Source organism: Rathayibacter sp. VKM Ac-2928 (genome assembly GCF_022815545.1).
GTDB classification, from domain to species: Bacteria; Actinomycetota; Actinomycetes; order Actinomycetales; family Microbacteriaceae; genus Rathayibacter; species Rathayibacter festucae.
The window spans coordinates 810,796-823,896 of sequence record NZ_JALGRU010000001.1; the positions used below are offsets into that span (position 1 = coordinate 810,796).

Here is a 13,101-nt window from a genome sequence, read left to right on the forward strand (position 1 = left end):
GCGGGCGCACGGCCTTTGTTACGCGGGGGTGACGCCCGCCTTGCTGATCGAGTAGGCCGCGGAGCGGCCGCCCACCCGTGCTGATCGAGGAGGCCGCGGAGCGGCCGTATCGAGATCCGCCGTTGTCAGCACGGTGGGTCTCGATACGCCGCTGCGCGGCTACTCGACCAGCATGGAGCGCGGTCGCTCGATCGGGTCGGCGTCAGGCGTTCGCGCGGGAGGCCTCGACGACGCTGCGGGCGGCCTGCAGGGCCTGGGCGAGGTCGGCCCGGAGGTCGTCGATGTTCTCGAGGCCGACGGAGAGGCGGACGAGCCCGGGGGTGACGCCGGCGGTGAGCTGCTGCTCCGGGGTGAGCTGCGAGTGCGTGGTCGACGCCGGGTGGATCACCAGCGAGCGGACGTCGCCGATGTTCGCCAGGTGCGAGAACAGCACGAGCGAGTCGACGAAGGCGCGTCCCGCGTCCACCCCGCCCTTGAGCTCGAACGAGAGCACCGCGCCCACGCCCTTCGGCGCGTAGTGGTTCGCCGCCGCGTACCAGGGCGAGGTGGGCAGTCCCGAGTAGTTGACCGTCGCGATGTCGGAGTGGTTCTCCAGGTACTCCGCGATCTCCTGCGCGTTCTGCACGTGGCGCTCGATCCGCAGCGACAGCGTCTCGATGCCCTGGATCAGCTGCCAGGCGCTCGCCGGGGCGATCGAGGCGCCGAGGTCGCGGAGCAGCTGCACGCGGGCCTTGATGATGTAGGCGAGGGAGTCGCCGACCGCGTCCGTGTACACGGCGCCGTGGTACGAGTGGTCGGGCGTGGTCAGCCCGGGGAACTTCGCCGCGTTCGCGGTCCAGGAGAAGGTGCCGCCGTCGACGATCGCGCCGCCGATCACCGTGCCGTGACCACCGAGGAACTTCGTCGCCGAGTGCACGATGATGTCCGCGCCGTGCTCGAACGGGCGGATCAGGTACGGCGTCGCGATGGTGTTGTCGACGATCAGCGGGACGCCCGCCGCGTGCGCGACATCGGCCACGGCGCGGATGTCGAGGATGTTGATCTTCGGGTTGCCGATGGTCTCGGCGAAGAAGAGCTTGGTGTTCGGGCGGACCGCGCGGCGCCACTCCTCCTGGTCGTCCTGGTTCTCGACGAAGGTCGTCTCGATGCCGAGCTTGGCCAGCGTGTACTTGAAGAGGTTGTAGGTGCCGCCGTAGATCGACGACGACGAGACGAGGTGGTCGCCCGCCTGCGCGATGTTGAGCACCGCCGCGGTCTCGGCCGCCTGGCCGGACGCGAGCAGCAGCGCCCCGGAGCCGCCCTCGAGCGCGGTGAGGCGCTCCTCGACGACGGCCTGCGTCGGGTTCTGGATGCGGGTGTAGATGTTGCCGAACTCCGCGAGCGAGAAGAGGTTCTTCGCGTGCTCGGCGTTGTCGAAGACGTAGGAGGTGGTCTGGTAGATCGGGGTCGCGCGCGCCTTGGTGACGGGATCGGGCGCGGCTCCGGAGTGGATCTGCTTGGTCTCGAACTGCCACTTCTCGGAGTCGGTCATGGTGCATCCCATCGCATCGTCGGTTCGGAACGGAAGGCCGTTCCCCGTCGCGACGAGCCTAGGTGCGGGTCCCCGGCGCGGCCAGGGCGCCCGACACACGGGGTAACCGCGACGGATCAGCGGCCGGTGCGGATCCCGGACGTCGGATGCGGGTCGCGCTTGGACCCGGTCGGGTCGGCCCGGTTCGCTCGCTCGGGCCGCTCGTCGACGACCGGCGCGAAGAGCCAGGTCGCCCTCGGCTCGACGATCTTGTGGAAGACGGTGCGCGTCCAGCCCAGCGAGAGCGCGATGGCGACCGCGATGCAGAAGACGATCATCAGGATCAGCGCGACCGTGCTCTCGGTGGCGGACAGCAGCCCGGACTCGCGCAGCGGGTAGAGGACGAAGCTGTGCAGCAGGTAGACGTACATCGTCGACTGCCCCCAGGCCGTCATCGCGGTGCGTCGGCGCGGGATCAGGCTGAACAGCGCGAGCGAGAGCACGACCGCGGTCGCCATCAGCGCCAGGCGGACGAGCCCCGCCCACCAGGCGGTCTCGCCGAGCGCGTCGTACGGCCGGTCGTAGAAGAACCAGTAGCGCAGATCCGCCGCGCGGAAGGCGTCGATGTTGACGGTCATCACGATGACCGTCGCCGCGAAGAGCACGACGGCGATGACCCGGGAGAGCAGGATCTGCCGCGGCGTCAGGTCGAGCCAGCGGTCCACCAGCAGCCGCGAGCCGGCCTTCCAGCCGCGCAGCCGCCAGCCGAAGACGAAGAACGGCAGGATCCCGATCGCCCGCGCCAGCGAGAAGGTCGAGTCGATGTTGTCGTAGTAGCTGACGCCGACGGCGAGGACCACGCTGATCAGCAGCGGCCAGCGCAGCAGCGCGAGGTAGGGGAGGACCAGCCGGAAGATCCCGAGCGCGAGCAGGAACCACAGCGTCCAGCTCGGCTTGGTCGGGTTGAACTCCTGCTTGCCCTCGACCGCGAACTGCACCAGCGTCCAGATCGTCTCCATGATCAGGTAGGGCAGCAGGATGTCGGTGAGCACCCGGCGCATCGCGCGGGCGTTCGGCGCGCCGCCCTTGGAGAAGTAGCCGGAGATGATCGCGAAGGCCGGCATGTGGAAGGCGTAGATCGTCAGGTAGACGACGAGCGACGTGTCCGAGTTGGCGGTCAGCCGCTGGATGCCGTGGCCGATCACCACGAGCGCGACGCAGACGAAGCGGGCGTTGTCCCAGAGGGGCACGCGGCGCTTGGGGGCGGTGGGCGACCCGGCGGTGGCGGGAGCCGGGTCGGCGGGCTGCATGCGGCCAGGCTAGCGTTGGCTCCGACGACGGAGTCGATGGTGTCCGAGGCTTGACGGAAAGAGGACGAGCGTGGTTCGACGCGTCGTGGTGACAGGAGCGAGTTCGGGGATCGGTGCGGCGACGGTCCGCCTGTTCCGCGAGCACGGCTGGGACGTGGTGGCGGTCGCCCGCCGCCGGGAGCGGCTGGAGGCGCTCGCCGCGGAGACCGGGGCGAGCCTGTTCGTCGCCGATCTCACCGACGCGGCGCAGGTCGACGCGCTGCGCGATCACCTCGCGGAGACCGGCCCCGTGCACGCCCTCGTCAACAACGCCGGCGGCGCGCTCGGCCTCGACTCGGTCGAGGCGTCCGACCCCGCCGACTGGATCCGGATGTTCGAGATCAACGTGCTCTCGGTCAAGCTCGTCACGAGCGCGCTGCTCCCGCTGCTGCGTTCGGGCATCGCCGACGAGGGCTCCGAGGGCTCGGCCGACATCGTCACCGTCACCTCGATCGCCGGCCACGTCGCCTACGAGGGCGGCGGCGGCTACAACGCCGCGAAGTTCGCCGCGCACGCGCTCGTCGCGGTCCTCCGCCTCGAGCTCGCCGGTGAGCCGATCCGCGTGATCGAGATCGCGCCCGGCATGGTGCACACCGAGGAGTTCTCCCTGGTCCGCTTCGGCGGCGACAAGGAGCGCGCCGACAAGGTCTACGCCGAGGTCCCCGCCCCGCTGGTGGCCGAGGACGTCGCCGCGGCGATCGTCTCCTCCGTCGAGCTGCCGCCTCACGTCAACCTCGATCTGGTGACGATCAAGCCGGTGGCGCAGGCCGCCCCGCACAAGGTGATCAAGGGCGCGCTCACCCCGAAGGCGTGACAGGCGCCGTTCGCGAGGCCCCGTGATGTGACGCGGGGCCTCGCGACGCTCTAGCCTGTCCCTCATGGTTTCCGACGCCGACGACTCCGCCGCCCTCCTCGCCGCCACGGAGAAGGAGGTCCTCGGCTGGCTCGAGTTCGGTGACGCCGCTCGCCATCTCGCCGACGACGTCGTCGCCTCCGGCTACCGCCCGGAGCTGGTCGTGGCCATCGCGCGCGGCGGTCTGCTGCTCGCGGGCGCCGTCGCCTACGCGCTGGGCATCAAGAGCTGCGGTGCGTTGAACGTCGAGTTCTACACCGGCGTCGAGGCGCGGCTCGCGGCCCCGGTCGTGCTGCCGCCGCTGCTGGACGAGGCGTCGGTGCGCGGGAAGCGCATCCTCCTGGTCGACGACGTCTCCGACTCCGGCCACACCCTCGCCCTCTCGGTCGACCTGATCCGCGCGATGGGCGCCGAGGTGCAGACCGTCACGCTCTACACGAAGCCCCGCACGGTGCTCGAGCCCGACTTCTTCTGGCGGCGCACGCCGCGCTGGATCGTCTTCCCCTGGTCGGCGCTGCCCCCGGTGGCGGGCGCCCTCGCGGAGGACGACGAGTGAGCGTCCACCTGATCGGCGGCGGCGGCGGAGCCGAGCACGACCCGCAGCTCTACGGAGCATTCCTGGCGGAGGCGCACGACCGCGCCGTCGACGCCGGCCGCATCGAGGGCCCGCGGATCGCGATCGTCGTCGTGCACGACGGCCTCGGCCCCGAGGTCTACGCGGGCTGGGCCGCGACGCTCGCCACGGTCGGCAAGCTCCTCCCGTTCGCGGTGATGAAGCCCGAGGGCGGCCGGATCGACCCCGCGGTCTTCGACGACGTCGACGGGATCTTCGTCGGCGGCGGCCTCACCCCCGCTTACCGCGACGCGCTCGAGGCGTCCTTCCCGCGCCTGCGCGACCTCGTCTCCTCCGGAGTGCCGTACGCCGGCTACTCGGCGGGCGCCGCGGTCGCGGCCGACCGCGCGATCGTCGGCGGCGATCGCATCGGCGGAGTCGCCGTGGCGCCGGAGCACGCGGCCGAGGAGCTGGACGAGGTGACGGTGCTCGAGGGCATCGGCCTGGTCGACGTCTCGATCGACGTGCACGCCGCGCAGTGGGGCACGCTCGGCCGCCTGGTCGCGGCCGTCGAGGCCGGACTGGTCGACGGCGGCGTCGCGATCGACGAGTCGACGGTCCTCACCGTCGGCACGGGGGCCCTGCGCGTCCGCGGCGCCGGCTCGGTCTGGCGCGCGAGCGCGGGCGAGGCCGGAGTGTCGGTCGCCACCCTCGCCGCGAGCTGAGCGTGGACCTGCAGGAGCTGGCGGGTGCCGGCCTGATCGACCGCGGCTGGGCCGAGGCGCTCGCCCCGGTCGCCGGCGACATCGCGGCGATGGGCGACTTCCTCCGCGCGGAGACCGCGGCCGGGCGCCCCTACCTCCCGGCCGGCGCGCAGGTGCTTCGCGCGTTCGCCGCGCCGCTGGAGGACGTCCGCGTCCTGATCGTCGGGCAGGACCCGTATCCGACGCCCGGGCATCCGATCGGGCTGTCCTTCGCCGTGGACCGGCACGTCCGGCCGCTGCCGCGCAGTCTGCAGAACATCTATCGCGAGCTCCGCGACGACCTCGGTGTCTCCCCGCCCGAGCACGGCGACCTCAGCGGCTGGACGCGCAGCGGCGTGCTGCTGCTCAACCGCGTCCTCACCGTCGCGCCGGGCGCACCCGCCTCGCACCGCGGCAAGGGCTGGGAGCGGGTCACCGAGCACGCGATCCGCACACTCGTCGCCCGCGAGCAGCCGCTCGTCGCGATCCTCTGGGGACGCGACGCGGCGAACCTCCGGCCGCTGCTGGGCGACTCCGGGATCGTCGAGAGCGTCCACCCCAGCCCGCTGTCCGCCTCCCGCGGCTTCTTCGGCTCGCGCCCGTTCAGCCGCGCGAACGAGCTGCTCGCCGAGCGCGGGGCCGAGCCCGTCGACTGGGCGCTCCTGCCCTGAGCCCCGGGGCCCGACACCGCGGCCCGCCGCGCGTGCGGTGCTCCGCCACCCCGGCTACGCTGGCCCGGATCGCGGCCGCCGCCCGGGATCAGCGACGCCGACCACCACCGCCGAGAAGGAGCGAGATGCTCGAGGAAGAGTACGAGCAGCGCCGGGTCCTCCCGCCGCACCTGCGCCGGGCGCCCGCCCCCGAGCCGGAGTTCTCCTTCGAGATCCGCGAGGCGCGCAGCGCGGACCTGCCGGACATCCAGGAGATCTACAACCACTACGTCCGGAACACCGTGGTGACCTTCGACGAGGACGACTCGACGCTGAAGGAGTGGCGCTCGAAGTTCGCGCGCAACCAGAAGCTCGGGCTGCCGTTCATCGTGGCCGTCTCGCCGTCGGGGCAGATCCTGGGCTACGCGATGGTGTCGCCGTGGTCGTCCAAGCGCGCCTACCGCTTCACCGTCGAGAACTCGATCTACCTGCGCGCCGCCTCGACCGGCAAGGGCCTCGGCAAGGCGCTGATGACCGAGCTGCTCGAGCGCGCGAAGGCCGTCGGCATCCGCCAGGTCATGGCCGTCATCGCGGACAAGGGGGCGGAGGCGTCGCTGACGATGCACGCGAAGTACGGCTTCGTCGAGGTCGGCCGGATGGGCCGTGTCGGCTTCAAGTTCGAGCGCTGGCTGAGCACCGTGCTGATGCAGAAGACGCTCAAGTAGCGCCATCGGCGTCTCTGCGAATGCGCCGGACTGCGGAGAACCGAGCGGGGTCCTTCCCTACACTTGTCGGCATGGAATGGCTCGTCCCGCTCATCGTCGTCGTCGTGCTCGTCGTGATCCTCGGGATCTACCTCTGGGCCACCTACAACTCCCTCGTCACGCTGAACGTCCGCGTCGACGAGGCCTGGAGCGACATCACCGTCCAGCTGAAGCGGCGGGCGGATCTGATCCCGAACGTCATCGACTCGGTGAAGGGCTACGCCTCGCACGAGCGGCAGGTGTTCGACTCGGTGACCCGCGCCCGCGCCGAGACGCTCTCCGCGCAGGGGCCGGCCGAGGCGTCGGCCGCCGAGGACCACATGCAGAAGGCGCTGAAGTCGATCTTCGCCGTCGCCGAGGCGTACCCGCAGCTGCAGGCCAGCCAGAACTTCCTGCAGCTGCAGGGCGAGCTGGTCGACTCGGAGGACAGGATCCAGTCGGCCCGCCGCTTCTACAACGGCGGTGTCCGCGAGATGAACACCAAGGTCACCGTCTTCCCCAACACGCTCTTCTCCCGCCGCCTCGGCTTCTCCGAGCGCGAGTTCTTCGAGGTCGGCGACCTCGCCGCCATCTCGGAGCCGCCCCGCGTCCAGTTCTGACGCCACGGAGGAAGCGGCCCTGGCGGCGCCCCCCCTGCTGCCGGTCGAGTAGCCCCGCAGGGGCGTATCGAGACCCACCGTCATCGACACGCCTGGTCTGCAGACTCGACTTCCGACGGTGGTGGATCTCGATACGCCCGCTGCGCGGGCTACTCGATCAGCAAGTGTTTCTCGACCCACCGTCAGCGCGCTGCCGGTGCTCCCGCCGCGAGCGGGCCGCCGTCGAGCGTCGTGAGGTACTCGTCGAAGACGGGGGCCGGGTCGGTGCCCGTCGCGACGGCGTCCACGAGGGCCCGCCGCACCAGCGCCAGCACGACCGTGGCGAGCACGGCCGCGCGCGGCTCGTCCGCCGCGGGCAGGCGCATCCGCCGGGCGATGCTCGGGGTGAGCGCGGCCTCGCCGTCGTGCAGCGACTGCGCCCAGACCGCGCGCATGCCGGGCGTCTCGGTGAGCAGCGGCATCAGCCGCAGCGTCCGCTCGAGCTGCGGGCCGGACGCGGCCGCGGCGAAGGCGGCGCCCAGCGCGGTGTTCAGCGACTCCGACTCCGGCCGCGCGACGAGCTCCCGCGCCATCGCCGCGATGGCCGCGTAGAGCACGGGCCGCACGCAGTCCTCCTTGCCGCCGAGGTAGCGGTGGAAGGTGCGCAGCGAGATGCCGGCGGCGTGCGCCAGGTCGATCGAGCTGACGCCCTTGGTGGTCCCGCGCTCGAGCAGCAGGGCGACGCACTTCTCGGACAGGGCGAGCGCGATGGTGCCCTGCCGCTCCTGCGGACCGCTCATGCGAGGACCTCCCGGTGGCCGGTGGTGAGGGCGACGAGGAGCTCGGGCGCGAGGGTGCCCCGCCCGACGACGTCCACGGTGTCGAGCCCCTGCCAGTGCGCGGCGGCGACGAGCAGCGCGGCGAGGCGCTCGGCCGTGTCCGGCGGCGCTCCGGGCTCGCGCCAGGCCGCCTGCACCCGCAGCACGCCGTTCTGCCGGTCGCTCTTGAGGTCGACGCGCGCCGCGATCACGTCGTCGAGCAGCACGGGCAGCACGTAGTAGCCGTGCACGCGCTGGGCCGCCGGTGTGTAGATCTCGATCCGGTAGTGGAAGTCGAAGAACAGCTCGGCGCGCGGGCGGTGCCAGACGACGGGATCGAAGGGGGAGAGCAGTGCGTCGGCCCGCAGCTCGCGCGGTCGCCGCGCCGCCGTGTGCCGCCAGAGCGGCAGCGGGCGCCCCGAGCGCTCCCAGCCGCGGACCTCGACCGGCACCAGCTCGCCCGCGTCGACCAGGTCGTGCACGGCCGCGAGCGTCGGCGCCTTCAGCAGCCGGTGGTAGTCGGCCAGATCGCCGAGCGTCCCGACGCCGAGCGCGAGGGCGGAGCGGCGCACCAGCTCGCGGACCGCGTCCTCGGTGGAGACCTCCGCCTCGAGCACCTCGCGGGGCAGCACCTGATCGGCGAGCGCGTAGGAGCGCTCGAAGCGCGTGCGCCCGGCGGTCACCACCTCGCCCCAGCGGAAGAGCACCTCGAGCCCGCGCTTCATGTCCGACCAGCCCCACCACGGTCCGGTCCGGGTGTTGGCCTCGTGCTCGATCTCCGACGCGCGGAGCGGGCCGTCGGCGAGGGCCGCGCGCAGCCAGTCGAGCGTGGACCGGTTCTCGGCCGCCCAGCCCTCGTGCTCGGGCAGGCGGACGCGGCGGTAGTGCTCCATCCGCCAGCGGTAGAGCGGGAGGTCGGCGCGGCGGATCAGCGCCGCCTCGTGCGCCCAGTACTCGAGGTAGTGGCCCTTCGGCGAGAACGCGACCGCGTCGAGGAGGGCGCGGTCGTAGGGGCCGAGCCGGGCGAGGACGGGGAGGTAGTGGCTCCGCTCGAAGACGTTGACCGAGTCGAGTTGCAGCGGCCGGATCCGGTCGATCACGCCGAGGATCTGCCGCGTGCCGACCCGCGGCGGCGGCGCGGCACCGAAGCCCTGGGCGGCCAGGGCGATGCGGCGCGCGAGCGCGGGGCTGAGCTGCTCGGTCATGGTGCCCCCACGCTAGCGAAGGCCGCCGACATCGGCCGATCCCGCCCCGGCGCCGAGTGTTCCCGTCCGGTTCATCCGGGCGGCCCCGGGATGTCGGGAGCCGCCCCTACGTTTCCCGAGGCGCCCGCAGGGGCCCACCCACCCGACTCCTGGAGGACTCTTGACGACCCAGCGCTTCCCCCGCCCCGGCGTGCTCGCCGCCGCGACCGCCGCACTCGCTCTCACCCTGACCGCCTGCTCCGGTGACGCCGGCGCCTCGACCGGCGACGCGTCCGTCGACGCCTCGACCGCGACCTCCGCCGCCGACCTCGGCGGGCTCGACGCCCTGGTCGAGGCCGCGAAGGCCGAGGGCGAGCTGAACGTGATCGCGCTGCCCGACAACTGGGCCAACTACGGCGAGCTCATCTCGGGCTTCGAGGACGAGTACGGCATCACCGTCAACTCGGCCGACCCCGACGTCTCCTCCGCCGAGGAGATCAGCACCGCGCAGAACCTGGCCGGCCAGGACACCGCTCCGGACGTCTTCGACCTCGGTGCCGCCGTGGCGCTCGCCAACACCGACCTCTTCGCGCCGTACAAGGTCGAGACCTGGGACGACATCCCCGAGGGCAACCGCGAGGAGACCGGCCTCTGGGTGAACGACTACACCGGCCTGATGTCGATCGGCTACGACGCCGACGCCGTGCCCGCGCCCGAGTCGCTCGACGACCTGCTCGGCGCCGACTACCGCGGCTCCGTCGCGATCAACGGCGACCCGACCCAGGCCGGCGCCGCGGCGGCCGCCGTGCAGCTCGCCGCCCTGCAGTCGGGCGGCTCGGCCGACGACGTCCAGTCCGGCATCGACTTCTTCGAGAAGCTCAACGACGCGGGCAACTTCCTGCCGCTGGACCCGACCGACGCGACCATCGCCTCCGGCGAGACCCCGGTCGTCTTCGACTGGAGCTACAACAACCTCGCCGCCGCGAAGGCGAACGAGGGCACCCGCGAGTGGACGACGACGGTGCTGCCCGGGACCGCGGTCGGCAGCTACTACAACCAGGCGATCAACGCCGACGCGCCGCACCCGGCCGCCGCGCGCCTCTGGCAGGAGTACCTCTACTCCGACGCCGCGCAGAACCTCTACCTCGCGGCCGGCGCCTACCCGGTGCGCCTGGCGGCCATGGTCGACGCCGGCACGGTGGACACGGAGGCCCTCGACGCCGTCGGCGCCGCTCCGGAGGACCTCGTCCAGTTCACCTCCGAGCAGACCGAGGCCGCCTCGGCCCTGCTGGCCGAGAAGTGGGGCGCGGCGATCCAGTGACGACCGCCGCCGTCCGCGCCGTTCCCGGGGCCCGCGCGCCCCGGGGACGGCGCGGTCTTCCCGCAGCGCTCGGCGTCGCTCCGTTCGCGGTGTACGTCCTGCTCTTCCTCGCCGTGCCGACCGTCCTCGCGGTCGGGACGGGCTTCGTGGACGGCGACGGGCGGCCGACGCTCGCGAACGTCGCGGCGCTGGGCGACCCGGTCGTCCTGTCCGCCTTCGGCGCCTCGCTCGGACTGTCGGCGCTCACCGCCGTCGTCGGCGCGGTCCTCGGCGGCGTCGTCTGCCTCGCTCTGCTCGGCGCCGATCCGCGCGGTCCGCTGCGCACGATCGTCGACGCCGCGGCGAGCGTGCTCGCCCAGTTCGGCGGCGTGATGCTCGCCTTCGCCTTCATCGCGACGATCGGCGTGCAGGGCCTGGTCACGACCCTCCTGGCCGGCGCCGGCGTCGACCTCTACGCCGACGGCGTCTGGCTGTACCAGCTGCCCGGGCTGATCCTGCCCTACCTCTACTTCCAGGTGCCGCTGATGGTGCTGACCTTCCTGCCCGCGCTCGAGGGTCTGCGCCCCGAGTGGGCCGAGGCGAACGCCGTGCTCGGCGGGGGAGCGGTGAGCTACTGGTGGCGGGTCGCGGTCCCCGTGCTCGCGCCCTCCTTCCTCGGCTCGGTGCTGCTGCTGTTCGCCAACGCGTTCTCCTCGTTCGCCACGGCCGCGGCACTCATCAGCCAGGGCGCGCAGATCGTGCCGCTGCAGATCCGCGCCGCGCTCGTCAGCGAGACGGTCCTCGGCCGGGAGAACCTGGCCGGCGCGCTCGCGCTCGGGATGCTCCTCGTGATGATCGTGCTGATGTCCGGCTACGCGCTGCTGCAGCGCCGGGCCCGTCGGTGGCAGCGGTGACCCGCGCTCTCTCCCGCATCGTCCTGGTCGTCACCGGCCTCGCCTTCGCGGTGCCGCTGATCGCGATGGCGGAGTTCACCCTCCGCGGCGCCGGCGGCTACGACCTCTCGCACTGGACCGCGATCCTCGACTCGGAGAACGAGCGCGGCTACCGCGCGCTCTTCCAGGGCATCGGCAACTCGCTGATCCTCGCAGTGGTCACCGCCCTGATCGTGCTCGTGCTGCTGGTGCCGACGATGCTCCTCGTCGAGATCCGCCTGCCGCGGCTGCGCCGACCGCTCGAGCTGGTCTGCCTGCTGCCGCTGACCGTCCCCGCGATCGTGCTGGTCGTCGGGCTCGCGCCGGTGTACTCGGTGATCACCCGCCTCGTCGGCTCGGCGCCCTGGACGCTCGCGCTCGCCTACGGCGTGCTCGTGCTGCCCTACGCCTACCGCGCGATCGCTGCCGACCTCGCGGGCCTGGACGCGATCACGCTCTCGGAGGCCGCCCGCTCGCTGGGCGCCGGCCCGTTCGGCGTGCTCGTCCGGGTGCTGCTGCCGAATCTGCGCCGCGGTCTCGTCGCCGCCGCGCTGATCACGGTCGCCGTGGTCCTCGGCGAGTACACCATCGCCTCGCTGCTCAGCCGCACCACCCTGCAGACCGGTCTCGTGCAGGTGTCGAAGCAGGACGCCTACGTCGCCGTGATCTTCTCCCTCCTCTCCCTCCTGTTCGCCTTCGCCCTGCTGCTCGGGATCGGCCGCCTCGCGCGGATCGGCCTCGTCGCCACCGGGCGCCGCGCCTCGAAAGGCACCTCGTGACCGCGCCCCTCTCCCCGGGCGCCCGCGTCCGCTTCCTCGACGTCGCCCGGCACTTCGGCGCGGCTCGCGCCCTCGACGGCGTCTCGTTCGACGTGGCGCCCGGGGAGTTCATCGCCCTGCTCGGCCCCTCGGGCTGCGGCAAGACCACTGCTCTCCGCGCCCTCAGCGGGCTCGAGCGGATCGACTCCGGCCGCATCCTGGTCGACGAGCGCGACGTCGCCGATCTGCCGGTCGCCCGCCGCGACATGGGCATGGTCTTCCAGTCCTACTCGCTCTTCCCGCACCTGCGCGCCCGCGAGAACGTGGAGTTCGGGCTGCGCACCCGCGGTGTCGCGGCGAAGGAGCGGCGGACGGCCGCGCAGGACGCGCTCGACCTGGTCGGCCTCGGCGCCCTGGGCGATCGCTACGCGCACCAGCTCTCCGGCGGGCAGCAGCAGCGGGTCGCCCTGGCGCGGGCGCTCGTGACCCGCCCCCGGGTGCTGCTCCTGGACGAGCCGCTCTCCGCGCTGGACGCGAAGGTCCGCGTGCAGCTGCGCGACGAGATCAAGCGGCTGCAGTCCGAGATCGGCATCACCACCTTCTTCGTCACCCACGATCAGGAGGAGGCGCTCGCCGTCGCCGACCGGGTCGCGGTGATGAACGCGGGGAGGATCGAGCAGCTCGGCGCGCCCGAGGACCTCTACGCCCGGCCGTCGTCGCCGTTCGTCGCGCACTTCGTCGGGCTCTCGAACGTCGTGCCGGGGGTCGTCTCGAGCGGGGCCGTCTCGGTGCTCGGAGCGCGCCTGCCCCTGGTGGACAGCGCGGCCGTCGACGGCGCCGTCTCGGCGTTCCTCCGCCCCGAGGACATCGAGATCGTGCCGGGCGGCGCTCCGGGCGATCTGCCTGCCGTGGTCCTCGCGACCAGCTTCCTCGGACCGGTGCGCCGCTCCACGGTCCGCACCGAGCAGGGGGACGAGCTCGTCGTCCAGCACGCGGCCGGGATCCGGCTCGAGCCGGGGGAGCGGGTCGGCCTCGCGCTCGCGCGGCGGCCGGTGGCCGTCCGCGCGGCCTCGTGAGCTGTCGCGGATTCCGCCCGCGGAATGCGGCGG

General features: G+C 72.6%; 14 protein-coding genes. 10 read left to right on the forward strand and 4 right to left on the reverse strand.

Annotated elements, in window-relative coordinates:
• Positions 1 to 202: 202 nt before the first annotated feature.
• Positions 203 to 1,531, reverse strand: coding sequence for a bifunctional o-acetylhomoserine/o-acetylserine sulfhydrylase (locus MT350_RS03860; RefSeq protein WP_123445398.1), 1,329 nt, complete (start codon positions 1,529 to 1,531; stop codon positions 203 to 205).
• Between the two features lie 116 nt (positions 1,532 to 1,647).
• Positions 1,648 to 2,820, reverse strand: a complete 1,173-nt coding sequence (locus MT350_RS03865; protein ID WP_243598882.1) for an acyltransferase family protein — start codon at positions 2,818 to 2,820, stop codon at positions 1,648 to 1,650.
• 70 nt (positions 2,821 to 2,890) lie between these two features.
• Between MT350_RS03865 and MT350_RS03870 the strand changes: the two genes are divergently transcribed.
• From MT350_RS03870 to MT350_RS03895, 6 genes are all read left to right on the forward strand, one after another.
• Positions 2,891 to 3,673 carry an SDR family NAD(P)-dependent oxidoreductase gene (locus tag MT350_RS03870; RefSeq protein WP_243598883.1) on the forward strand — a complete coding sequence of 261 codons (783 nt, stop codon included), beginning with the start codon at positions 2,891 to 2,893 and terminating at the stop codon, positions 3,671 to 3,673.
• A 64-nt stretch (positions 3,674 to 3,737) separates the two neighbouring features.
• Entirely contained in the window at positions 3,738 to 4,268 is a 531-nt protein-coding gene (locus MT350_RS03875; protein ID WP_123445400.1) for a phosphoribosyltransferase, read from the forward strand.
• On the forward strand, positions 4,265 to 4,990 hold the full coding sequence (locus tag MT350_RS03880; protein ID WP_123445401.1) for a Type 1 glutamine amidotransferase-like domain-containing protein: 726 nt from the start codon (positions 4,265 to 4,267) through the stop codon (positions 4,988 to 4,990). The genes MT350_RS03875 and MT350_RS03880 overlap by 4 nt, the downstream gene beginning before the upstream one ends.
• Positions 4,991 to 4,992: 2 nt before the next feature.
• Positions 4,993 to 5,679 (forward strand): uracil-DNA glycosylase, encoded by a 687-nt coding sequence (locus MT350_RS03885; RefSeq protein ID WP_374204641.1) that lies wholly within the window; start codon positions 4,993 to 4,995, stop codon positions 5,677 to 5,679.
• 125 nt (positions 5,680 to 5,804) lie between these two features.
• Positions 5,805 to 6,383, forward strand: coding sequence for a GNAT family N-acetyltransferase (locus tag MT350_RS03890; protein ID WP_123702722.1), 579 nt, complete (start codon positions 5,805 to 5,807; stop codon positions 6,381 to 6,383).
• 71 nt (positions 6,384 to 6,454) lie between these two features.
• Positions 6,455 to 7,021 carry a LemA family protein gene (locus MT350_RS03895; protein WP_123445403.1) on the forward strand — a complete coding sequence of 189 codons (567 nt, stop codon included), beginning with the start codon at positions 6,455 to 6,457 and terminating at the stop codon, positions 7,019 to 7,021.
• 182 nt (positions 7,022 to 7,203) lie between these two features.
• On the opposite strand, the gene MT350_RS03900 is transcribed toward MT350_RS03895, so the two are convergent.
• Together MT350_RS03900 and MT350_RS03905 are read right to left on the reverse strand one after the other, a co-directional pair.
• Positions 7,204 to 7,800, reverse strand: coding sequence for a TetR/AcrR family transcriptional regulator (locus MT350_RS03900; RefSeq protein WP_243598884.1), 597 nt, complete (start codon positions 7,798 to 7,800; stop codon positions 7,204 to 7,206).
• Entirely contained in the window at positions 7,797 to 9,023 is a 1,227-nt protein-coding gene (locus tag MT350_RS03905) for a winged helix-turn-helix domain-containing protein (protein WP_243598885.1), read from the reverse strand. The genes MT350_RS03900 and MT350_RS03905 overlap by 4 nt, the downstream gene beginning before the upstream one ends.
• A 160-nt stretch (positions 9,024 to 9,183) precedes the next feature.
• Between MT350_RS03905 and MT350_RS03910 the strand changes: the two genes are divergently transcribed.
• From MT350_RS03910 to MT350_RS03925, 4 genes are read left to right on the forward strand one after another with little or no spacing between them, the layout of a single operon-like run.
• Positions 9,184 to 10,323 (forward strand): ABC transporter substrate-binding protein, encoded by a 1,140-nt coding sequence (locus MT350_RS03910; RefSeq protein ID WP_243598886.1) that lies wholly within the window; start codon positions 9,184 to 9,186, stop codon positions 10,321 to 10,323.
• Entirely contained in the window at positions 10,320 to 11,216 is an 897-nt protein-coding gene (locus MT350_RS03915; RefSeq protein WP_243598887.1) for an ABC transporter permease subunit, read from the forward strand. Before MT350_RS03910 ends, MT350_RS03915 begins: the two co-directional genes overlap by 4 nt.
• Positions 11,213 to 12,013, forward strand: a complete 801-nt coding sequence (locus tag MT350_RS03920; protein ID WP_243598888.1) for an ABC transporter permease — start codon at positions 11,213 to 11,215, stop codon at positions 12,011 to 12,013. The genes MT350_RS03915 and MT350_RS03920 overlap by 4 nt, the downstream gene beginning before the upstream one ends.
• Entirely contained in the window at positions 12,010 to 13,068 is a 1,059-nt protein-coding gene (locus tag MT350_RS03925; RefSeq protein WP_243598889.1) for an ABC transporter ATP-binding protein, read from the forward strand. Before MT350_RS03920 ends, MT350_RS03925 begins: the two co-directional genes overlap by 4 nt.
• Positions 13,069 to 13,101 lie beyond the last annotated feature (33 nt).

Bases quoted from the DNA above. Each gene is read 5' to 3' on its own strand.
- MT350_RS03905 (WP_243598885.1), bottom strand. From the start codon at position 9,023: ATGACCGAGCAGCTCAGCCCCGCGCTCGCGCGCCGCATCGCCCTGGCC.
- MT350_RS03865 (WP_243598882.1), bottom strand. From the start codon at position 2,820: ATGCAGCCCGCCGACCCGGCTCCCGCCACCGCCGGGTCGCCCACCGCC.
- MT350_RS03860 (WP_123445398.1), bottom strand. From the start codon at position 1,531: ATGACCGACTCCGAGAAGTGGCAGTTCGAGACCAAGCAGATCCACTCC.
- MT350_RS03875 (WP_123445400.1), top strand. From the start codon at position 3,738: ATGGTTTCCGACGCCGACGACTCCGCCGCCCTCCTCGCCGCCACGGAG.
- MT350_RS03890 (WP_123702722.1), top strand. From the start codon at position 5,805: ATGCTCGAGGAAGAGTACGAGCAGCGCCGGGTCCTCCCGCCGCACCTG.
- MT350_RS03895 (WP_123445403.1), top strand. From the start codon at position 6,455: ATGGAATGGCTCGTCCCGCTCATCGTCGTCGTCGTGCTCGTCGTGATC.
- MT350_RS03900 (WP_243598884.1), bottom strand. From the start codon at position 7,800: ATGAGCGGTCCGCAGGAGCGGCAGGGCACCATCGCGCTCGCCCTGTCC.